This window comes from Turicibacter bilis (genome assembly GCF_024499055.1).
GTDB lineage: Bacteria > Bacillota_I > Bacilli_A > MOL361 > Turicibacteraceae > Turicibacter > Turicibacter bilis.
In genome coordinates this window covers 2,006,621-2,029,171 of record NZ_CP071249.1, presented here as the reverse complement: position 1 = coordinate 2,029,171, position 22,551 = coordinate 2,006,621, and the positions used below count along the sequence as shown (strand labels likewise).

The window sequence follows — 22,551 nt, the reverse complement described above, 5'->3', positions numbered from 1 at the left end:
TCAATTCAAGAATCCTTTCTACTTCTTAAGAATTTTTATTAAGATTAACACAGATGGCTATCACACTTAGGATAGCTATTGTACCAATCGCAATTAGCTCGATCCAATTTTTTGAATACTCTAAGCGTAAATAATCAATCTTCACTTCAGAACCATACTCACCATTTGAGATAATCCAAAACTGAAGATTTAACTTACTTTCTAATTCTTCTTTTGATAATGCCTTCTCTAAAGTTTTATTAATATCGTAAGTAAATGTACTTGTCTTATTTGTTGGATATTGTAAATAATAACCTCGATCACTGCTTTCAACATAAACAAGCAATGACCATAATTGATCAGCTTCTTCGACCTTTATTTTGAACTGAGGTTTTTTACTCAAGTCAACCTCGAAGTAACTCGTCTGCATTCCTCCGTTACCATTAGGATTTAAATTAAGCACATTAGCTGTTCCTTGATAATAATTAATTTTTGCCAGAGCATTAAGTCGTGATTGCCAGTGTGTAATTTTTTGAGTCGTAAATGATGATTTCCATTCACGTTCTTTAAGAGGTTGTAATCCCTGATTAAAAATACGAACACTATTAACTGTAACATCTGAATCATCACTATCTCCAACAATCGCTAACTGCACCTCATGTTTCCCTAATAAACTAAACCTTCCTGAATTTAATTTATTTAAAGCGTAGCTCATACTTGTAATAATATGTCCAGATTCAGTACTATCCTTTAACAAATAAAACTCTTGATCTGTGGATACATCTTTCAAAATCAATGACCATGTTCCTGTGAATCCTTCAACTTGTAAATCTAGCATTGGGACTTGGCTAAAGTCAATCTCAAAGGGTTCGCTAATTGCACCACCATTACTTTTACGACCAATTACAACCTCTTTATATTCCTCACGTAATTGAATAGACCCCTCTTTATAAGATGTCCAATTTGCAAGATCGTGAGCATGAGCATTAATTAAATAGGGATTTTCCTCTTTCTGAATAAAGATTCGAGCATATGAATAATCTTTAACACCTGTATTCGTTGTTACCTTTGCTTCAAGTAAATGATAACCATTAACTAATTCATCGACTTTAACTACATAAGGTTGTGTATAAGTCACATTTTTAAAGACAGGTCGACCATCAATATAAATCGTAATATCCGAAACAGCTGCATCATCCGTTGATTTAATTTCTAAATCAATTGGATAATTATCAGAAATCGGTTCGTACTGTGAGATTCCCACAATATTTGTTGCTACAGGCACATTAGCAGTGACACTATGTTCGACTTTACGATCAATTTTGTACTGATTATCTCCTTCGTCTACTGGAATTTCAAGCACAATAACTGCTTCAGTTGACTTAATTTGAATCTCTGTTTCTTTCGTTACATTTTGTTCAATAAATGTATGACTGACTAAATCATATAAATCAACAGTTCCGTCAGTTGTAACTCGGTAATTAACGACCTTTTCTTCATCATGAGGGTTAAATAATAAAAATAGTGGATTTTGTTTTTCCTTATCGACATAATACTCATTTGTATTTAAATCGGTCTTTAAAATTCCTTCTACATTTGTCGGTTCAATCATCGCAGCTAATAGCCCTAAATAAGCACCACTTAAAACAGATAATCTTTGATTGGCTGTTTCATTATCTTTTTGTACTTTTTCCATCGGAATTAAATTACCGTAAACGGGATCATCTACATCATAAAAAAGGTTTAGATTTTGAGTCACTTGTAATAAGTAACGACCAACTTCAACAGCGTAGCGTTGATCATACTTTAACATAGGTACTAAGGCTGTTGCTCCGACAATACTTTGAAACGAATATGGTGTTCCTCCATACTGTGTACGCTCCCCGATTAATCCTGTTGCAAAATCTCCATTAAATGTTCCATATTCATGGCGATAGTCACTTTCAGTGAAGAAAAATTCCATATATTTCGCGGTATTAAAATGATATTCTTCAACTGAATTCAAACGTGCTGATAAATATGGAAGATATAAATAAAGCAGTTCATAGCCAGGATTTCGTTGGAATTCGTCCATATAATTCATACACAGCGTTGCTGCTTTAATATACTTTCGATCATTAAACTTCTCAAATGCATAATATTGAAGTAAAGCAATTCCTGCTGCAGCATCCGGTTCTATCCATTCACCGTTATCAAAAGGACATTTATTTTTAAAGTCATATCCCGTATATCCAAAATCAACAATTCCATCTGAGCCACCTAAATCCATCACGACTTCATACCATGTATCCGCAATATTTCGAAGCATTGCATCGGAATCTACAGTCGCCTCATAACGATCCATTAACATGAAGTAAGCTAGGGCAGGATAGATTTGTTGCCAAAAACTCAACTCCGTACTATCCATATTTTGATAATTCAATAGAGTTCCTTCACCATTTTCAATATTGTAGTAAGACTCAACAAACTGAACTAAATTATTTAATTGCTCCTCACCAATTCTCTCCTTATTAAGCTTCTCTGCTGATAATAAAGCACCTATTAAGGTTAAAGCTTGTGTATATTCACCTTTTCTTTCTTCATCTGTGTAACTCACAATCCCAATGGATTCTCGCCCCGTATTCTTAGATTCTTTTTCAAGAAACATCAGATTATAGTCCTTCATATTAAATAACATCTCGTTAAACTTTGTCGCTCGTTCACGCCAATCTGTATACTGATAGCTAACTGGTAGATATGGAATATCATGTGTTGCCTGAATATATTTATAAAGAGTTTCTGACTTTGTTTCTTGTGCACTTACGGTTTGAGATCCAAAAGCAACCGTCATTATAAAACAAATAGCAGATAATCCAAATAAAAAAAGTCGCTTCAACTTCATCCCAATCACCTCAAATAATTGTTAATTTACTTCAATTAGTATTTACGATTATAAACTAATTATGTAGAAATTGGGCGAACTAACAAATCAAGAAATCAAAAAAGCCATCTTCTAAAAGAAGATGACTTTTATCTATCAAGTTAATATTAGAATTCTAATAATCCTAAGAATGATTCAACATCTAAAGAAGCTCCACCAACTAAAGCTCCATCGATTTCTGGTTGAGCCATTAAACCAGCAACTGTGCTAGGTTTAACTGATCCACCGTATTGGATACGGATAGCATCAGCAGCTTCTTGACCATGTTCGCGAGCTACAACTGAACGGATGTATCCGATAGTTTCGTTAGCTTGCTCGTTAGTAGCAGTTAATCCAGTTCCGATAGCCCAGATTGGTTCATATGCGATAACTGTTTCTTTAACTTGCTCTAATGATAATCCTTCTAAAGCGCGTTTGATTTGAGAATCAACTACTTGGTTAGTTGTTCCATTTTCACGCTCTTCTAAAGATTCCCCACAGCAAACGATTGGAACTAATCCGTTAGCAAATGCTGCATGAGTTTTTTTGTTAACTGTTTCATCAGTTTCGTTGAACATTTCACGACGCTCACTGTGTCCTAAGATAACATAAGTTACTCCTAAGTCTTTTAACATACCTGGAGCGATTTCTCCAGTGAATGCACCGTTAGCTTCGAAGTGCATATTTTGAGCACCAATACGTAAGTTTTCTCCTTGATGTTCAACTAATGAACGTAAGTATAATGCTGGAGCACAGATAGCAGTTTCTACTTTATCTGAGCTTGGCACTTTATCTGCTACAGCTTTGATGAATTCTACAGCTTCATCATAGTTTTTGTTCATTTTCCAGTTTCCTGCGATGATTGGTTTTCTCATGAAACTCACCTCTATTAAATATTTTAGTATGTATCTTGTCGGAAAAAAGGAATTCACAAAAAGGTGAATTCCTTTGAGTTTAGTTTAAAAAATTATTTACATCCGCATCCACAGCATTTATCGCTTAATGAAGCAACACCTGGTAATTCTTTACCTTCTAAATACTCTAAAGAAGCTCCTCCACCTGTTGAGATGTGAGAGAATTTGTCAGCGTATCCTAATTGCATTGCAGCAGCAGCTGAATCTCCACCACCGATGATTGTGATAGCACCTTCTAAGTTAGCGATAGCTTCACATACACCGATAGTTCCTTTAGCGAAGTTAGACATTTCGAATACACCCATTGGTCCATTCCATACAACTGTTTTAGCATCTTTTAATACATTAGAGAATAACTCAACAGTAGCAGGTCCAACATCTAATCCCATTTCGTCATCAGCTAATGCATCAACTGAAACTACGCGGAACTCAGTATCGTTAGAGAATTCTTTAGCAGCAACTGTATCGATAGGTAAAACTAATTTGTCTCCACCTTTTTCTAGTAAAGCTTTTGCTAATTCTAATTTATCTTCTTCACATAAAGATTTACCAATGTTTTTACCTTGAGCTTTAAGGAATGTGAACATCATTCCTCCACCAACTAATACTTTGTCAGCTTTATCTAATAAGTTTTCGATAACTCCGATTTTATCAGATACTTTAGCTCCACCTAAGATAGCAACCATTGGACGTTGAGGCGCATCAACAGCTCCACCGATAAATTCGATTTCTTTTTCTAATAAGAATCCAGCTACAGCTTCTAAGTTAGCAGAGATTCCAACGTTTGATGCATGAGCACGGTGTGCAGTACCGAATGCGTCATTTACGAAGATATCTCCTAAAGAAGCCCAGTATTTACCTAACTCAGGATCATTTTTAGATTCTTTTTTACCATCTAAATCTTCGAAACGAGTGTTTTCGAACATTAAAACTTCTCCATCTTTTAACTCAGCGATAGCAGCCTCTAATTCAGCTCCACGAGTTTCAGGGATGAATTTAACGTCTTGTCCTAATAACTCAGCTAAACGCTCAGCAGCTGGACGTAATGATTTAGATGCTTTATCTTCTTCAGATTTGATTTTTCCTAAGTGAGAGAATAAAATAGCACGTCCACCATTTTCTAAGATGTATTTGATTGTAGGTAATGCAGCTACAATACGGTTGTCATTTGTAATTTTTCCGTCTTTCATTGGTACGTTGAAGTCTACACGTACAAGGACTTTCTTTCCATTTAACTCAACATCTTTAACAGTTTTTTTGTTCATGTGATGAGTCCTCCTTAAATTATTTTTCACAATATTATTTTAACGCTTTTTTACATATAATTCAAACATTACCTTCTATTAAAGCGCTTTTATATAATGGTGAAGCCAATATAAAGCTTCCGCTACTGTGCGCTGTCTTATTTTTTCACGATTTCCATTAAAAATGTATGATTTTAAGAAAATTTGACCGCATACATTAATCGCGATATAAACTAGACCAACTGGTTTTAACTCACTTCCACCACCTGGTCCTGCAATTCCAGTTACACCAACTGTGATATCAGCACCCGTTAACTTTTCTAAATTGAATGCCATATCGTGTGCAATCTCCTCAGAAACTGCGCCAAACTCCATTAAACGATTCACATCAATGTTTAAACGATTTAATTTTGACTCATAACTATATGTCACGATTCCTTCTAAAAAGACGCTAGATGCTCCTGAAACGTTCACAAGAGTCGATGAAAGAAGACCACCACTGCAACTTTCAGCCGTTGCTATTTTTAATTGCTTTTCCTTAAGCAAGCGCACAATTTCTGTTGCAAGATCTGTATTTTGATCTCCAATATAGTAATCCTTCATAATTTCTTTAAACTCTTCATCAAAGGCTCTTAAATCCTCTTCATAAGCATCCACTGTAGAAACAATATAATCTACTTTATCAGGAGCACAATAAGGTGCAATATTTAGATGAGGGTAACGTCCATATAAGTGTAAAATCATTTCTTCTGCATAAGACTCTCCAATTCCACATAAACGGTAGCTATTACTAATCTTACGCTCCTTAATCTGATCAATAAAATAAGGTCTTACACTCTCTGAAAACATTAATTCAAGCTCTGCTGGAGGTCCAGGTAATAGGAAAACTGATTTATTATCCTGCTTTAAAAATAATCCCGGTGCTGTTCCATTATTATTGGGTAAAACTAGTCCTTCTTTAAACTTATAAGCTTGACGATGATTATTATTTGGAATTTCTCTATTGCTACGTCTGAAATACTCACAAATACCTTCATAAATCTCATCGTCATAAACTAGTTCTGTTTTAAAATACTTTGCAACCCCTTCACGTGATAAATCATCTACCGTTGGTCCTAATCCACCAATAGTAATCACTAAATCCGCATAGGTATATGCAATCTCTAACCCTCGAGCAATTTCATCCTCTAGATCAGGAACTACTTGTTGATGAGTTACTTTTCCACCTAACTGTTCTACTTGTTTTGCAATAAAAGCACTATTCGTATTAATCGTTTTACCAGACAGCACTTCATTACCAATCGCTAAAATCGCAACATTCACACCGCTCACCTCTTGTTTAACATGACCTATTTCAGTTTTTTTATTCTAACTTAGAAAAATCCATCTAACTCTATTCTAATGAAAATAATAAAAAAAGCTATCCCGAAATGGGATAGCTTTCCAAAAATATCGCTTAACTAAAATTATTTAATTAAAGAAGCGAAGTATCCTAAAGTACGGATTAATTGGTTAGTGTAAGACATTTCGTTGTCATACCAAGCAGCAACTTTAACTAATTGCTCTCCGTTAACTTCCATAACTTTAGTTTGAGTAGCATCGAATAATGATCCGTAAGAAATTCCGATTACGTCAGCTGAAACGATTTCATCTTCAGTGTATCCGAATGATTCGTTAGCAGCAGCTTTCATTGCTTCGTTGATTTCAGCAGCAGTTACTTTAGTGTTTAAAGTACATACTAACTCAGTTAATGAACCAGTGATTACTGGAACACGTTGAGCTCCACCGTCTAATTTTCCGTTTAATTCAGGAATTACTAAACCGATAGCTTTAGCAGCTCCTGTTGAGTTTGGAACGATTGATGCAGCAGCTGCACGTCCACGACGTAAGTCACCTTTTCCGTGAGGAGCATCTAATGTATTTTGGTCATTAGTGTAAGCATGGATTGTAGTCATGAATCCTTTTTGTACACCATATTTGTCGTTTAATACTTTAGCCATTGGAGCTAAACAGTTAGTTGTACAAGAAGCTCCTGAGATAACTGTTTCAGTTCCGTCTAAGATATCTTGGTTTACATTGTAAACTACAGTTTTGATATCTCCTGTAGCTGGTGCAGAGATAACTACTTTTTTAGCTCCTGCTTCTAAGTGTAATCCAGCTTTTTCTTGAGAAGTGAAGAATCCAGTACATTCTAATACTACGTCTACTCCTAATTCTCCCCAAGGTAAGTCTGCAGGGTTACGCTCAGCAGTTACTTTGATTTCTTTACCGTTAACAACGAAAGCACCTTCTTTAACTTCGATTTCTCCGTTGAAACGTCCTTGAGCTGAATCATATTTGAATAAATGAGCTAATGTTTTAGCATCAGTTAAGTCGTTGATTGCAACTACTTCGAAGTCATTGTTTTCGATCATTAAACGTAAAGCTAAGCGTCCGATACGCCCGAATCCATTAATCGCTACTTTAACAGCCATGTGAAGATTCCTCCTAAGATATTATAAAATTGGTCATTTTTCACATTACGTGTATTTTAACACACATAATATATTGTGAAAAATTACTACATTTTTATTCTAACAATTTGTACCATGATAATCAAGTTATAAACTAATGTAAGCGTTTATAATAACAAATGCTTAACAAAAATGTTTAAGAATTTTTACTTAAAAATGAATATATTACCACTCACAACATTAAAATAGAGTATGGCCGACGCAATGCTATATTTTTTTGTCCAGTTGTGGTAAAATGTGCTATAGAAATTTTTATAAAAAGAGGGGTGCCTTATGAGTAGTTATTTAGTACCGACAGTCATTGAACAAACAGCTCACGGTGAGCGTGCATATGATATTTATTCTCGCTTATTAAAAGATCGTATCATCATGTTAAGTGGTGAAATTAACGATTATACAGCAAACATCGTTGTTGCTCAACTTTTATTCTTAGCTGCAGAAGATCCAGATAAAGATATCAACCTTTATATTAATAGTCCTGGTGGATCAGTTACAGCAGGATTTGCTATCTTTGATACAATGAACTACATCAAATGTGATGTATCAACAATCTGCGTTGGGATGGCAGCGTCAATGGGTGCTTTCTTACTTTCAGCGGGTGCTAAAGGTAAACGCTATGCTTTACCTAACAGCGAAGTCATGATTCATCAACCACTTGGTGGAGCACAAGGACAAGCCACTGAAATTGCCATTGCTGCAAAACACATTTTAAAAACTCGTGATAAATTAAATAACATCTTATCTGCTCAAACAGGTCAACCACTTGAAAAAATCGAGCAAGATACTGAACGAGATAACTTCATGTCAGCTGAAGAAGCTGTAGCTTACGGTTTAGTTGACCAAGTTGTTGTTCGTCCAGTGGACATTTCAGCAGATAATAAATAATTCAAAAAGTAGAGATTAAATTCTCTACTTTTTTTGCTAGAAAGCTAAAATATAGACTCTAAACAAGATAAAATAAATCTAAGTAATAATAACCCAATCATAACATCAAAAAATATACTAAACATATCTATTTTCTTCAATTTTTTCATTCTATCTCTTAACTGATTAAAGTTGACTTTAAGCAATTTTAAAGATGAGATATTACAATTTGTTCTCCTTTCATGAATCCATCTAATGAAACATTAAAGAAATCACTGAAAAGAATTAAACGATGAAAATCAGGATAAGAAATGCTATTTTCCCACTTAGAAATAGTTTGTCTCGATGTATTTAAAAGTTCCCCTAATTCATCCTACGATAATCCTCTTCACTTCGTTAAATCCAATAACCTATCATTAAACTTCAATAGGAATCCCTCATTTCTAAAAATTGTTGATACAGCAATAACATTCATCTTAGCTCCCCCTCCATCAATAGTTATTTACAATCTTTCAATTTTTTAACCATTATATATTTTCCATCTAAAAAAAGAGATTTCATAAGTGAAATCTCTTTTTCATGGCTATATTTTAAGAAGTATTGTCATTAAACAAGGAAATCCAAACGTTAACTAGCGTAAGGAATTCTTAATCTATTAAGTTGTTTAAACAACCTCTGTCTCCAAATCAACATTTGTCTAAAACATAGCTTTTTCATTTTTAATAGTTAAGTTACCGCTTAGGCTTTTGTTCCTTTCGCTCCTTTTGTTCCTGCACCCTGTAAAGCAAGAACGTTAGATTCGAATGAGAATGTTAAGCTTTCACGTTCACGTTGACGTTTTAATGCTAATTCCACTAAGCTAGTCATTAATTCTGTGAAGTTACGGTCTGTTTTTTCCCATAAGTAGAATGATAATGATCCTGGAATTGTATTAATTTCGTTAACATATACTTCATTATTTTCAGCATTGATTAAGAAGTCGATACGAGCAACCCCTGCACTTCCTAACACGCGGAATGTTTGTACCGCAAGATCTTGAACGTATTTTGTTCCTTCATCCGTTAAACGAGCAGGGATAATACGATTTGTACTTGCCATCCCTTGAGATTTAGTTCCTCCAGTTTTAGCACCTTTAGAACCTCCTCCCCCCTCATATTTATCACGGAAGCTTAAAAATTCATCAGAACCCATAACTTCTTCTAAAACAGAAGGTTTAGCAGAAGAGAAATCTCCGATAACCGAACAGTTAACCTCAACTAATTGAGTAACCATTTCTTCAACGATGAATTTTTTATCATAGCTAATTGCTTCTGTAATTCCTTCTTCTAATGACGCACGGTCATTTGCTTTAGAAATTCCAACACTTGAACCTAAGCTAGCAGGTTTAATCATAACTGGATATGTTAATTTTTCTTCAATAGCATCTAAACAAGCTTCTTGGTCAGCAAACCAATCTGATGAATAATACCACACATAGTTTGTAATCGGTAATCCTGAATCACGTAAAATGTTTTTCATAAACACTTTATCTTGACCAACAGCAGCGGCAGCTACCTCACATCCCGAATAAGGAATTCCGTTTAATTCAAAGAATCCTTGTAAGGCTCCATCCTCACCATTTGTTCCGTGAATAACTGGAATCGCAACATCGATTGTATTTACAACATTGTTTCCGAATTTTTTAGCAGGATAACGTTCAATTTGAATTTTACCATTATTAGGAACAATGACAATACGTTGACATTTTTTTAATAATGCATCCAAATTTTTATATTCTTTCACATCAAATAATGCTTCACCTGTGTACCATTCGCGTTTTTTAGATAAATAAACTGGTACGACATCATATTTTGTTTTATCGATGGCATGCATTGCTTGGTTAGCAGAAATAATTGAAATTTCGTGCTCTACCGATTCACCACCGAAAAATACACCAACTTTTAACTTCATGAGGAAGCCCCCTTTAATCTAAGTTTAGTATCTTCTTCAAGTATACCGTATCTGAACGCAAATACATACGTCTATTTTATCAAGAAATCACTGTCATAAGAAACAATTTTTTGCTTTAATTACTCAAAATATGTTTCTAAATCTTCCGTATAAACTTTATACGCCTTTTCAATCTCTTCGATTGAATTCTTTCGAGACAATGGCGGTAGTTCTGAAATATCAAACCATCCAATATCCTCCGTCTCATGATTACATTTTGCCTCTCCCGCTACGACATTCCCCAGGAAATATAGACAATATACATCATATAATGATTTTTTAATATAATGTCGTCTGTCAAACACCGCTAACAGTTTCGTACAATCAATTACATAACCAGATTCCTCGAACGTTTCCTTAATAGCTGTTTCCTTCGGTGTGCAATCAATATCACACCATCCACCTGGTAGTGACCAAAGACCACTATCTTTCTCTTTAACGAGTAATAGCTGATGATTTTTAATAACCATTGAACGAACGGCAGGTTGTGGGGTTGGATATATGAAATCTTTATATAAGTTGCATTCATTCATTGGTAATGATGTATAATCGTGTAACATCTTCACACTAATCTTCTTTAACTCTTCATAATTATCCACTGCATACGGATCTGTTGAAAATGATAATCCAATTTGTGCAATTGACTGAACTTTTTTAATAAACTCTAAAAATTGATTATCCATCCCGCTTCCCTACTTTCTATATGAAAATAAATAACGAACTGACTATTCAGCGAATAATTCAGGCAAATCATTTTCAATTAAGACAAACGCTCCTGGTTCAACGACTTCATACATTACTTTGAATGCTTCTGTTAAATTCTCAGCTACTGTTACACGCTCTTCTGGGAATCCAACTTCTTTTAAACCTTCTTGAATTGGTTCTGTTTGTTTTTTACCAACTAGAATAACATGATCACATGTATCTTTCATATATGTTCCAAAAGCTTTATTTAACTCATATTGTGCTGTTCCTAAATCGACCATCCCTGGTGTTAGCACAATGCGTTTACCATTCATTTGTCCTAACACTTCAAGTGCCATCTTAGATCCAACTGGATTTGAATTAAAAGCATCATCAATAATCGTAAAGTTCCCATTACGACGTAACTCTAAACGATGAGTCACAGGTTTCATTTTACGAACAGCGACTTTCATTTTTTCAACTGGAATTCCCAACTCATTCCCTAAAGCAATACTCGCTACCGTATTATAAATATTATGACGACCTAATAATTTCGTTTGGAACTGATGAACACTTCCATCACGGAATGTCACATTAAACGTGGTTCCTTTTTCACTAACAACAATATCACCTGCTCGATAATCTGCTTCACGTTCGATTCCATAAGTGTAGACCGTACATTTTCCCGAAAACTTATTCTCATAGTAATCACGAATATTTTCATCATCAATATTAATAAATCCAATTCCGTCCTCAGGTAAGTACTCAATTAACTCAAACTTAGTTTGTTTCACATTATCAATTGTTTTAAATGTTTCTAAGTGCTGTGGACCTACTGATGTTAAAACTCCATACTTAGGATATGCAATTTCACATAACTCGTTAATCTCTCCGACTTTGTAAGCACCCATTTCGGCAATGAACTTACTATGAATTGGTTTTAAATAATTACGAATTGTAATCGTAATTCCCATTGGAGTATTATAACTTTCAGGCGTCATTAACGTATTAAATTGCTCTGATAAAATCGCATTTAATGCATGTTTTGTACTTGTTTTACCATAGCTTCCTGTTACACCAATCACATCTAATGAAGGAGACTCTTTCACAATACGACGCGCATCATTAATAAATCCTAAACGGATACTATTCTCCATTGGCTTATTAATCTCATTCGCAAGTAGCATTACTACATAAGCGAATAAATTAAACGTTAATAACCAGCCAGCGATTTGTGAAAGTAGCATTAAGCCATTCGCTCCAAGGAAGAATGAACCTAAGCCAGCGATTAATAACATTAAAATAGATCCCGTTGCAATAATACGCCAAACACGAGCTGTAATTTTCAACGGTTTTTTTGATTCTTTTGAAACACCACTACTAATCTTAATAATTCCAAGACCTAAGACTCCAATCACAACTGTGCCAATTGTTAAAATAGAACCTGGCATTGGGAATAAAAAGCTCACCACTACTAAAACCCAATATGCAATAACTAACACAGATAACGGGACAGGTAACGCCACTAAACGATGCCCGGCAATCCAAGTTGTAAAGCGATCATTCATATAATGACATTGTTGTAACATCTGAAGGGCATGAGCCATACGCCCCCATAACGTCCAAAGTAAAAATAAACTTAAAACTCCTAATAAAACTGCCATAATAATACCCATCTTATTCACCTCTTTCTTTCTCTAAGAAGACATCAATCACACGTAAAAATTGTCCTAAACAATCTAAATAAGAGTAGTGTCCCGCTCCAGGGAAAACAACAAGTCCCGCTCCAGGAATCTTTTTCTCCATAATCTTTGCATCACTTAATGGCGTTGCATCGTCTAAATCGCCCCAAACAAGTAATGTTTCTACTTGGATTGAAGGCATTAAATGTTGTAAATCTTCATTAACTACCTTACTCATGATTTGACGCATCATAGGGGTTGCATTCTTATAATCCGATGATCCCGCATTCTCCATCATTTTCTCTTTATAAGCACGTAATCCCGGTAAGCTTAAAACCTTTTTACCTAACTTATACGTATAAACACGAGCATAATAGTCGAATCCACGCTTTGGTTTAATTCCAGCACTATCAACTAAAACTAACTTATTTAAATCATTTTGGCGCCCAGCATAAATAATCCCAACACGTCCACCAAAAGAATGTCCGAAAATTGTTGGGCTCTTAATCTCAAGCTGTTTTATAAATTTCTCTACCATATCGGCATAATCATAGACAGACCATACAGTTTTTGGTTCATCACTTTGACCAAAACCAGGAAAATCTAAACTATATACCTGAAAATTTTGTTTCAAATAATCAAATACTGGCTTAAATGCAGCAACACTTTGCCCCCATCCATGTAATAACAAAATCGGGTGGCCTTGCCCCTCTACTTCATAATAAATATTTAAATCATCTATCTTAATGAACATGGTTCATCACTCCTCAACTATAGTCTTTACTATTATATGACAATCGTCCATAAAATTTAAGGGTATATCAAAAAAAAACTAAGATTTACATTTATTAATAAGATCTTACAAGATTTGTGCTAATACTAGACACTTTTTTTTGCTAAATTTAACTTAATTTCCTCAAAGTTATCATACGCAATTAAAAAGGAAGAATCGTACCATTCTTCCTTTTATTCAGTATCTTTATCTGATTCATTAATTGAATTCAAAATAACGGTTAAAAACAATGTCTGCTCAACGGGTAAAACATTTGGATTATAAACCGTAATTTCATAAGTTGTTCTAAATAATGAGAACTTTTTCTTTACCTTATACAACTTTTCACCCGTCAAATCCTCAATCACATACTCAGGGAAAATATGAAAAATTTTCTGCTTTGATACTGCAATCTCTCCACGATTAACATCATAAAAATGAAACGTCTTTCCAAAGCGAAAGAAGTCACGAACAACCTGTTCCCCTATAAAGCCAACCGTTTCATCCGCTCCATTATAGACTTGCGCCAAGCGATTCAACCTGACATTCCACCGCTTAATCTGTTGTTCTGACGCATACACCTCACCATCAAGGTCTTTAAGTATGAGTCGCTCACCTAAAATATTGAAATAAAGCCCCTGAATTTCGCCTACTTTTTCACCATCGATATAAACCTGATAATTTTTATTAAATGAAAACCAACTCTTTTTCACCATAATGGTTGATGCCTCGTTTAACTGGACGAGTAAATCTGTAGAGATATCACTACTTTCGGCTCGACAGTTTAAAATACTTCCACAAAACAGAAGTACCATGATTAAACAACTAATCCACTTACGACTTAATTTCATAATATTCACCCTTATTTTTCAAACTACTTTTAGTATACACACTCTTTTATAAAAAATTGCCTCAAATTACTTTGAGGCAACTTTGCGACGAACTTCATAACTACGATAAAAACTTGATACAATAATTAAACTTGTAATAGCTGAAACCGAGAATCCAAGATCAAAGCCTGGCGAACGATACGTTAATTCAATCTCATACTTACCAGCTGTTTCAATCCCCACACCAATAAAACCATCATTCACTTCATAAATTGGAACTTCTTTGCCATTAGCATAGGCCCTCCACCCTTTATTATAAGGAATGGCATACGTAATCAATTGTGGTGAGCTAGTCACGTATTGGTGTGTAATCGTATTCTGAGCATATTCAACCGCTTCAACACCAAAACTTTGACGTAACTGAGCGGCTTCAAAATATTGAATTTCACCCGGTTGCTCAGGAAGCTCTGTTGTATTAAACGGCTGCAGATGATAAATATCCGCCAAACTTTCGTTCTCTAAAACAATACATTTTAAAAACACGTAATGTTGCTGTGCTCGATTAAGTTTTTTAAAATCTGACTCAAGTATATAATACGGACTACTCGTTCCAACAGGAACAAAATAATTATTCTTAAAAATCGTGATTCCCTCAATTCGATCATAATATTGATAGCCTGGAAGCGGCACCTCATAATCCGGTGTAAAATAATACTTTGCAGATAATGCTGTCGTTAACATATAATCAGTGGTTGCAATAGATAAACTATTCTCAACCTGTTCATTCAGCATCCATGATACATCTTGCGAAGATAAAACGAGATATGGATTCGCAATTGAGAATCCATTATAACCTTGATACAATGGCTCATTGTATTGAATTTCATAACTATTAATAATTCGATAAAACTCTGGATCCATCGTTTGCAAATAATCCGCCACTGCACCAGTGTTATTACTAATCGATTCTTGATCTATCATATAGTTTTCCACTAAGATAGAGCGTTCACTATTCGTTGCAAAATAGATGTAAGACACTATCATGCACTCTAACATTAAGATGAAAAAAATTGTCTTTGAACTAAGTGATTCATCTTCTTTAGCTATTCGAATTAAAAGAAAGCGATAAAAAGATATCGTCAAAATCATTATTAAATAAAGCATCAAATAAGGCGATAAGATAATCAGCTCATCCACTACTTTCGCTACGGTCCATTGCGAAATTTCCCCATATTTCATATGTAACTCAAAAAGTAATACGAAGCCTAATACCGAAAATAATAAACATTTAAACGTGATACAAGTTTGTTTTAATAACTTCGTATCCATTAAGCGGACATCATTTAAGGAATAAGCCGTCATTAACGCATTAAATAAAATTAATAAGATGGAAATAACATTCGTATTTAATGGTGCTAGTGAGGTAATATTGACAAGTTCAAGTGACTGAGTGATAAACACAGTAAACAGGATGACACTATAAGAAAAAATGATTAATTTTCTTTCCCTCTTACCTATCAATTTCACAAACTGTGGAAGCATTAATACAACTAGTACTGATTGATAAAGCGCCACAACATTCACATTCTTTGGAAATAACTGTAGTGATCCTAGAAAATTTTCATGAAGAGGTGGGAATAATCCTTTAAGACAAAGGGCTAATAAAGAGGATAGCGTCATTCCCTCCTGCAGTTCAATCGACATAGCATTTGACGCGAATAAAAGCGGTAAAATGAAGACCATATTAATGCCGATAATCAATACAATTGAAACTAAAAACTTCTTTGTATCATCGATAAAGCACGCTCGATTCTCCTGTCGAACTCTATAAAGTCGAATCATAATATAAGCCACCAAAAAGCCTAAGAATAACACGGTAAACGTAAAATGCGAAATAAGCAGCAATGAAAAAGTTGCTACAAAGTATCGTTTCCGTCCTGATGAAAGAAGCTTCTCGACGCCATAAAGTACAAGAGGAACAAAAAATAGAAGCTCAATCGTAACAAACTCACTGAGGTTACTCAGATACCATCCATTAAAGAGATATAAAATACTTGCGATAATAAGAGTATGAGATTTAAACCACTTCGTCTCTTTCATATAGAGATAGAGTGCCCCAGTAGCTAACATTGTCTTTAAAAATAGGAGGGGAAAGTATAATTTAGGAAGCAAACTACTTGGAAACAATAACGTTAATAAAAAAAATGGATTATATAAAGAGTAAACATTTTGTGCTCCTAAAAAGTTGCCTCCTAAGAAGAAGTTAAAAGACCACATGGGGATTTCTTTTTGTAACAACAAATCATGAGCATTTGCATAAATGGACAAATAATTCTCAACGTACTGCCCTGTCACAGAATAAATAAAGTTACCTGAAAAAATAAAGCCAAAGAACACAATGATAAAAATTAAAGCTATATATTGAAACGTTTTCCGTCTATATTCTGAATGATTTAACACTAACATCCCACCTTACTATCAATGAATAATTTCATTTTACCATAAAAATAAATAGTACTTGCCAAAAAATAACTATAAAATTAAGACACATTACAAGCCAGCATTCCCTATATTTGATATACTAAGGACAGGTGATAGTAATGGAAAGATATAATATTATAACAGAAAAATTTCCTCGCGAAATCGTTCTTTTAAAAAGTCGTCCATGTGCATATGGTAAATGCACATTCTGTGATTACATTGGTGACAACTCAACAAATATTGCAGAAATGAATCAATTAAATAAAGAAGTCTTATCAAATGTTAAAGGATTATATGACACATTTGAAGTCATCAACTCTGGAAACATCTTTGATTTACCAAAAGAAACATTAGAAATGATCAAATTAAAACTTAGTGAACATGAGTTTAAAAAACTATTTGCCGAAGCTCATTGGATCTTCCGTGACCACCTAGATAAGATGCGTCAACGTCTAGACATTGATATTATGTTCAAAACAGGGGTAGAATCATTCGATTATGACTTCCGTGAAAAAGTTTTAAAAAAGGGGGCGCCGTTCCAAAGTGTTGAAGAATTAAAAAAATACTTTGATTCACCATGTATCATGGTTGGAATTAAGGGACAAACAAAAGATATGATCAGACGTGACATCGATATCGTCCTTAATCAATTCAATCATGCCACAGTCAATGTCTACTGTGAAAATACAACCATCATCAAACCAGATGGACAGCTAAAAGAATGGTTCTACGATGAATACAAATGGCTAGACGATGTCAAGCATTTAGAAGTCTTATGGAATAAAACTGACTTTGGAGTCGGAGATTAAAAAAGCAAGAACTGAACCAGTTCTTGCTTTTTCTATGTCAGTAATAAAACTAATTTGGTAAAAATGAGAAGGTTAACTTAGCTATTTCAAAAAAATTAAAAATAAAGGTATCTATTGATTTAATATTCTTTCTTTAACTTCGTCTGTACACCCTATTTTATATCTGATTGTTATTTTACTAAGTTTCACTAATGAGTCCGACACATTAATTCCTCTTTTTTCGTCTGTATAGGCTAATGTATATCTAAACTTACACTAGCCCGCTAATTTACTCGTTTTAAGTCGATAACCTCTCTCTCCCCATTCCACTCAATTATTAGTTGTACCTTTTTATCCTCCATTTGCTCAAATACTTCAGCACTAAATCGAGTCGTTATATGAAAAGACCCATCGCCTTGTAAATTTTAAGGGAACGAGCTAAAAATTGTAAATAATCGACCTTCCAAACGATAATCTAATATTGGAAACTCATGACCATATAAATATTAAATCATAAACCCTATCTTCAATTAATGAAGGTGAATAAGTAGCTAACCATGATTCATCGTAACCCGTATACACAATAATATCCTCTCTTTTAGAGCATCTTCCCAACGCAAAAACGATTAAAACACTACTAAAAAGCTTACATTATTTTCTCATAAGTGCCTCCGTCTAAGCTTCGTGTTAAATAATTAAAATCAAATAAATCACGACGAAGCGTCACATAATCTTGAAAACTAATATGAGCTTTTAAAACCTCATTTACTTCACGCTCACTATAAAAACGTCCCGCTTCAAAAAACTGAGACAAATAGTTTAAAACAATCTGTTTCTCACTCACTTTAATTGGATATCGCTCAACTAAGCCTGATTCATCTAAAAACGAATCCTCTAAATGCTCACTTCGTACATATCTCCCCTCTACAAAACCAAATCCCCGCAAATCAATTCCATCGACCTCACAAATAAGATCTTTATTTTTATACTTCTGCTTCACTAAACGAATAACGATTGGTAATAAATTTTCATCTTTAATGGCTAACGCCTTAATCACAACAACTTTTGTAATATCTAAAACAACCATGGCTTTCAACGTATCTTCTTTCACCTGTGCAAAAATGATATGCTTCCCTAAACAAGTACTAATGGCTTTAAGAACCTCCTCATAATCCTTTTCATCTGAAAACCAATGCTTTTGAATCTCTTCTGCTTTTATAAATTTCATCCCTATCATCTCCTTTTATTTTCTATTATAGCAAAAAAGACCAGCTTGTATAGCCGGTCTATATTCTATAAATCCATTGGATTGACTTTCTTTAATAAATAAACAAATGGTGTATCTGAAATACTTAAAATGACTTTAAATAAATAAGTTACGAAGAAAATGTCTACTGCAATCTCCATCTCCCATAATCCAAACATCACAACAACTGCCGTGAAGATGAACGTATCAACAAATTGGCTAATTAATGTACTTCCATTATTACGCAACCATAACCACTTATCTTCTGGAAATCTCTTTTTAATGAAGTGGAAAACAAACACGTCAATATTTTGTGACACCATGAACGAGATTAACCCCGCAATCGTGAACACAGGTAAAGCTAGACTAAATAAACCTTCCATATGTGGTTGTGCCCAATCTGATGCATCTGGTTTAAACCATAATGAAAATTGAGTCACAATTAAAAAAGATAACTGCGTAAAGAAGCCGATAAATACTGCTGTCATCGCAGCCTTCTTCCCATACTTTTCACTTAATAAATCGGTCGCTAAGAAGATTCCACTAAACATCGTATTCCCAAGCGTTGTAACAATACCGAAAATCGTCGTTGTTTTAGCAACTTGGATATTCGCTGCGATTACACTCATCGTGATGTATGCGTATAATCCCTTTCGACCAAATAATTTATAACTTAAGACAACTAATCCAAAGTTAACAATAATGAATAATACTGCAATTAATTCATTTGCCACAATAATCACCCTTATCTTCTAATTTATAACAATAAAAAAACTCCTAATAAAAACAGGAGCAGATAAGATCATGATTAAACAAACGCATAATAAAATAAGCCTACGTTTGCTAAACTAGACCTCCTATTTTTGATAACGCTGGATTCTGCCAACAGCATGAGGATTTTATTCATGTTATAATACAGTATTATATCATGAAAATATGCGAAAAAATACCCTATTTTTCTCAGTGGTTATAGCAAAAAAACTCCTTAATCTTGAATTGATAAACTATGGGATGTTTTTATAACCAAGAGGTTTAATAACTTTATTTAGCAAAATTCTATCTTGAAAACAAAAGCTATAAATAGTGCCTTGAGATTACATGGAAAGGACTAGAACTATCTCATTATAAATTTATTTATATATATGCCCGTGACTTACATGCAACAAAAAAGGGAACAGGCCTTTATCATCTAGGCAATGAAAATGAGGTAACCTTCCATTTCAAACACGCCTATGAATTTTACTGTCTTCTTCGTTGTCTGCGCACTACAAAAGCATTAGATGAACACATAATCAGACTGAGTATCAATCTTCATACAATTACCTCCGATGTGAATTAAACGTAATTTTAGAAAAAGAAAAAACATCTTTAAAAAAGAAAGATGTTTTTTCAGTCCCTGTTTTATAAGAGAAGTCATCCCAAATAACCTTATCCTCACTTAAATTATAGATAATTTCAAAAAAAATAAAAGTGTGCAATTGCACACTTTTTTATAATTGAACATCAAATCCTTGATCTTCAATACATTCTACTATTAATAATTCATTCGTAAATGATTGGTCATATTCAACTTCAACTAATTTTGATTTTAAATCAACCTTAACTTGCTTAACCCCAACAATTTGGGCCACTGCATCATGAATTGAATTTACACAATGTTGACAGCTCATCCCATTAACTTTTAATACAACAGATTTCATTTCATCTTCGCCCCTTTCAATCCTATCGTAGCACACGAGATTAGACTTTTAAAGGACTTTCTTGATGAAGAGAAGCCATTTCTTTATCACAATCATTAACCTTATTTTCTTTTAATTTTCGAAGTGAACCAAAGAAAACTACTCCAGTAATAATTGAAGCTAATCCATCAGCAACTGGCCCTGCTAACCAAACTCCCATTAATCCCAGTCCACCGACACGCGGTAAAACAATTAAACAAGGAATTAATAAAATGACTTGACGTAATAAACTTAAGAACATTGAGACTTTAGCTTGTCCAATTGATTGGAAGTAGTTAGAACTAATTGTTTGGAAACCAAGAACAGGTAACATAAATAAGAATGTACGTAATCCTGTTTTAGCCATTTCAAGTAATGACTCATCACTACTAAATGCTCGAATTAAAAGCTCTGGTGCAAATTGAATTAATAACCATCCTACTGAAACAATAAGTGTTGCGACAATAACAGGGATTTTAACCGCATCTTTAACACGATGATACTTTTTAGCTCCATAATTATAACCAATGATTGGCTGTGATCCTTGGTTTAGACCAAACAGTGGCATCATAAAAATCATCGAAATACTACTGATAATTGTCATTGCGCCAATCGCTAAATCTCCGCCATATTCTTTTAAAGCATTATTCGCTAATACTTGTACGAGACTTTGAGCAATCTGCATAGCAAAGGGGCTCATCCCGATAGAGAAAATACTGATGATGACTGCTTTTTTTAATTTAACATTATGACGTGAAATCTTAATTGAACCCTTACCTTTTGTAAAGTAATATAAAATCCAAATGGTCGATGCAATTTGAGAAATTACAGTAGCAATCGCTGCCCCTCGAACCCCAAGACCTAGTGCAAAAATAAAGATTGGGTCTAAAAGAATATTTGTTCCTGCACCAATTAACATAGAGAACATCGCAATTTTAGGATTTCCATCACTACGAATAGAATGATTCAATCCAAAGCTAAGCATATTAAAGATTGTCCCAATAAAGATAATCTGCATATATTGAGAAGCATAAATCTCTGTGTCTTGACTAGCCCCAAAGATTTGAAGAAGTGGCTTCATAAATGTTAATCCAAGTACTGTGATTAAAATACTAATTAATAAAATAAGTGTAAATGCATTACCAAGATGCTGCTCTGCTTCATCTCGTTTATGCTCACCAAGTTTCAAGGAAATACGTGCACTTGTTCCGATTCCAACTAACATCCCAAATGCTAAAATTATAGTCATAATCGGCATCGTAATTCCAACACCCGTTAACGCTAATCCCCCTACTTCAGGAATATTTCCAATATACATACGGTCAACAATGTTATATAACGTATTAACCATCATCCCGATAATAGCAGGAACTGAAAACTGCATTAATAATTTTGAGATTTTCTCTTCTCCTAAAAGCTTCTGTCTATTCATTCACTTTATCCTCCTTATATGATATATTTGCAACTATTTTAACTCAAATAGTTATTAACTTCATAAGTGGTCATTTCTCATTTCTTAACTTTTCAACAGCTTTAATTGAATTATTCAACATAGTATCTAAACATTTTAAGAAATGATCCTTCTCTTCCTCTATTAACCCTTCAATAAGATCATCTGTAATTTCTACTAAAATTGACATAATAATAGGCATCATTTCATGACCTTTTTCTGTTAAAAAAAGTTGATTATATCGACGATCTCCTTCATCACATTGACGATAGATATAGCCATTCTCTTCTAATTTTTTTAAGGCTTTTGCTGTCGTTGCCTTATCGATTTTCACTAAATTCGTTAAATCTTTTTGATTAATCCCCTCATGTCTAGCAATATTAATTAAAAAGATATGCTGGCCACTCCCAAGCCCATAAGGTCTTAGTTTATGATTTATAATAATCTGGCGATATCGATATAAAATTGACATTGTTTTTCCAATTACTTCATTCATGA

At 34.0% G+C, this 22,551-nt stretch carries 18 protein-coding genes and 1 pseudogene; 2 read left to right on the top strand and 17 right to left on the bottom strand.

Features of this window, described 5'->3' with window-relative positions; all coding sequences use genetic code 11:
* Positions 1 to 25: 25 nt before the first annotated feature.
* The 5 genes from J0J69_RS09810 to gap form a co-directional block, all read right to left on the bottom strand.
* Positions 26 to 2,860: a hypothetical protein gene (locus tag J0J69_RS09810; protein ID WP_212725732.1), complete on the bottom strand. Its 2,835-nt coding sequence runs from the start codon at positions 2,858 to 2,860 to the stop codon at positions 26 to 28.
* A 146-nt stretch (positions 2,861 to 3,006) separates the two neighbouring features.
* Positions 3,007 to 3,753, bottom strand: coding sequence for a triose-phosphate isomerase (gene tpiA, locus J0J69_RS09805; RefSeq protein WP_055243363.1), 747 nt, complete (start codon positions 3,751 to 3,753; stop codon positions 3,007 to 3,009).
* Between the two features lie 92 nt (positions 3,754 to 3,845).
* Positions 3,846 to 5,057 (bottom strand): phosphoglycerate kinase, encoded by a 1,212-nt coding sequence (locus J0J69_RS09800; protein ID WP_055243362.1) that lies wholly within the window; start codon positions 5,055 to 5,057, stop codon positions 3,846 to 3,848.
* A 78-nt stretch (positions 5,058 to 5,135) separates the two neighbouring features.
* Positions 5,136 to 6,359: a competence/damage-inducible protein A gene (locus J0J69_RS09795; RefSeq protein WP_212725733.1), complete on the bottom strand. Its 1,224-nt coding sequence runs from the start codon at positions 6,357 to 6,359 to the stop codon at positions 5,136 to 5,138.
* A 143-nt stretch (positions 6,360 to 6,502) separates the two neighbouring features.
* Entirely contained in the window at positions 6,503 to 7,510 is a 1,008-nt protein-coding gene (gap, locus tag J0J69_RS09790; protein ID WP_055243360.1) for a type I glyceraldehyde-3-phosphate dehydrogenase, read from the bottom strand.
* A 312-nt stretch (positions 7,511 to 7,822) separates the two neighbouring features.
* On the opposite strand from gap, the gene clpP reads away from it, so the two are divergent.
* Positions 7,823 to 8,434 carry an ATP-dependent Clp endopeptidase proteolytic subunit ClpP gene (gene clpP / locus J0J69_RS09785; RefSeq protein WP_055243359.1) on the top strand — a complete coding sequence of 204 codons (612 nt, stop codon included), beginning with the start codon at positions 7,823 to 7,825 and terminating at the stop codon, positions 8,432 to 8,434.
* A gap of 187 nt (positions 8,435 to 8,621) precedes the next feature.
* Here the strand turns inward: clpP and J0J69_RS13545 are convergent.
* From J0J69_RS13545 to J0J69_RS09755, 7 genes and pseudogenes are all read right to left on the bottom strand, one after another.
* A pseudogene (locus J0J69_RS13545) lies at positions 8,622 to 8,771 on the bottom strand (helix-turn-helix domain-containing protein); the annotation flags it as partial.
* Positions 8,772 to 9,151: 380 nt separating this feature from the next.
* Positions 9,152 to 10,363: a D-alanine--D-alanine ligase family protein gene (locus J0J69_RS09780; protein WP_055275553.1), complete on the bottom strand. Its 1,212-nt coding sequence runs from the start codon at positions 10,361 to 10,363 to the stop codon at positions 9,152 to 9,154.
* Positions 10,364 to 10,482: 119 nt separating this feature from the next.
* The gene (locus tag J0J69_RS09775; protein WP_055243357.1) at positions 10,483 to 11,085 is read right to left on the bottom strand and encodes an NUDIX hydrolase; all 603 of its coding nucleotides are present in this window, start codon (positions 11,083 to 11,085) and stop codon (positions 10,483 to 10,485) included.
* Positions 11,086 to 11,127: 42 nt separating this feature from the next.
* Entirely contained in the window at positions 11,128 to 12,762 is a 1,635-nt protein-coding gene (locus tag J0J69_RS09770) for a UDP-N-acetylmuramoyl-tripeptide--D-alanyl-D-alanine ligase (protein ID WP_068759276.1), read from the bottom strand.
* Position 12,763: 1 nt separating this feature from the next.
* Entirely contained in the window at positions 12,764 to 13,522 is a 759-nt protein-coding gene (locus J0J69_RS09765) for an alpha/beta fold hydrolase (protein ID WP_055243355.1), read from the bottom strand.
* 212 nt (positions 13,523 to 13,734) lie between these two features.
* Positions 13,735 to 14,391, bottom strand: a complete 657-nt coding sequence (locus J0J69_RS09760; protein ID WP_055243354.1) for an LURP-one-related/scramblase family protein — start codon at positions 14,389 to 14,391, stop codon at positions 13,735 to 13,737.
* 66 nt (positions 14,392 to 14,457) lie between these two features.
* Positions 14,458 to 16,836 carry a YfhO family protein gene (locus J0J69_RS09755; protein ID WP_237252505.1) on the bottom strand — a complete coding sequence of 793 codons (2,379 nt, stop codon included), beginning with the start codon at positions 16,834 to 16,836 and terminating at the stop codon, positions 14,458 to 14,460.
* A gap of 134 nt (positions 16,837 to 16,970) precedes the next feature.
* On the opposite strand from J0J69_RS09755, the gene J0J69_RS09750 reads away from it, so the two are divergent.
* A complete protein-coding gene (locus J0J69_RS09750) occupies positions 16,971 to 17,660 on the top strand; it encodes a radical SAM protein (RefSeq protein WP_055243351.1) in 690 nt (229 codons plus the stop codon).
* Between the two features lie 625 nt (positions 17,661 to 18,285).
* On the opposite strand, the gene J0J69_RS09745 is transcribed toward J0J69_RS09750, so the two are convergent.
* From J0J69_RS09745 to J0J69_RS09725, 5 genes are all read right to left on the bottom strand, one after another.
* Complete coding sequence (locus J0J69_RS09745) at positions 18,286 to 18,867, bottom strand: DUF2087 domain-containing protein (protein ID WP_212725734.1); 582 nt, start codon at positions 18,865 to 18,867, stop codon at positions 18,286 to 18,288.
* Between the two features lie 65 nt (positions 18,868 to 18,932).
* Positions 18,933 to 19,619 (bottom strand): queuosine precursor transporter, encoded by a 687-nt coding sequence (locus J0J69_RS09740; protein ID WP_055275591.1) that lies wholly within the window; start codon positions 19,617 to 19,619, stop codon positions 18,933 to 18,935.
* A 756-nt stretch (positions 19,620 to 20,375) separates the two neighbouring features.
* Positions 20,376 to 20,585: a heavy-metal-associated domain-containing protein gene (locus J0J69_RS09735; RefSeq protein WP_055275545.1), complete on the bottom strand. Its 210-nt coding sequence runs from the start codon at positions 20,583 to 20,585 to the stop codon at positions 20,376 to 20,378.
* A gap of 40 nt (positions 20,586 to 20,625) precedes the next feature.
* Positions 20,626 to 22,035, bottom strand: a complete 1,410-nt coding sequence (locus J0J69_RS09730) for an MATE family efflux transporter (protein ID WP_055275543.1) — start codon at positions 22,033 to 22,035, stop codon at positions 20,626 to 20,628.
* A 70-nt stretch (positions 22,036 to 22,105) separates the two neighbouring features.
* The gene (locus J0J69_RS09725) at positions 22,106 to 22,549 is read right to left on the bottom strand and encodes a MarR family winged helix-turn-helix transcriptional regulator (RefSeq protein WP_055305355.1); all 444 of its coding nucleotides are present in this window, start codon (positions 22,547 to 22,549) and stop codon (positions 22,106 to 22,108) included.
* Positions 22,550 to 22,551: the final 2 nt, after the last annotated feature.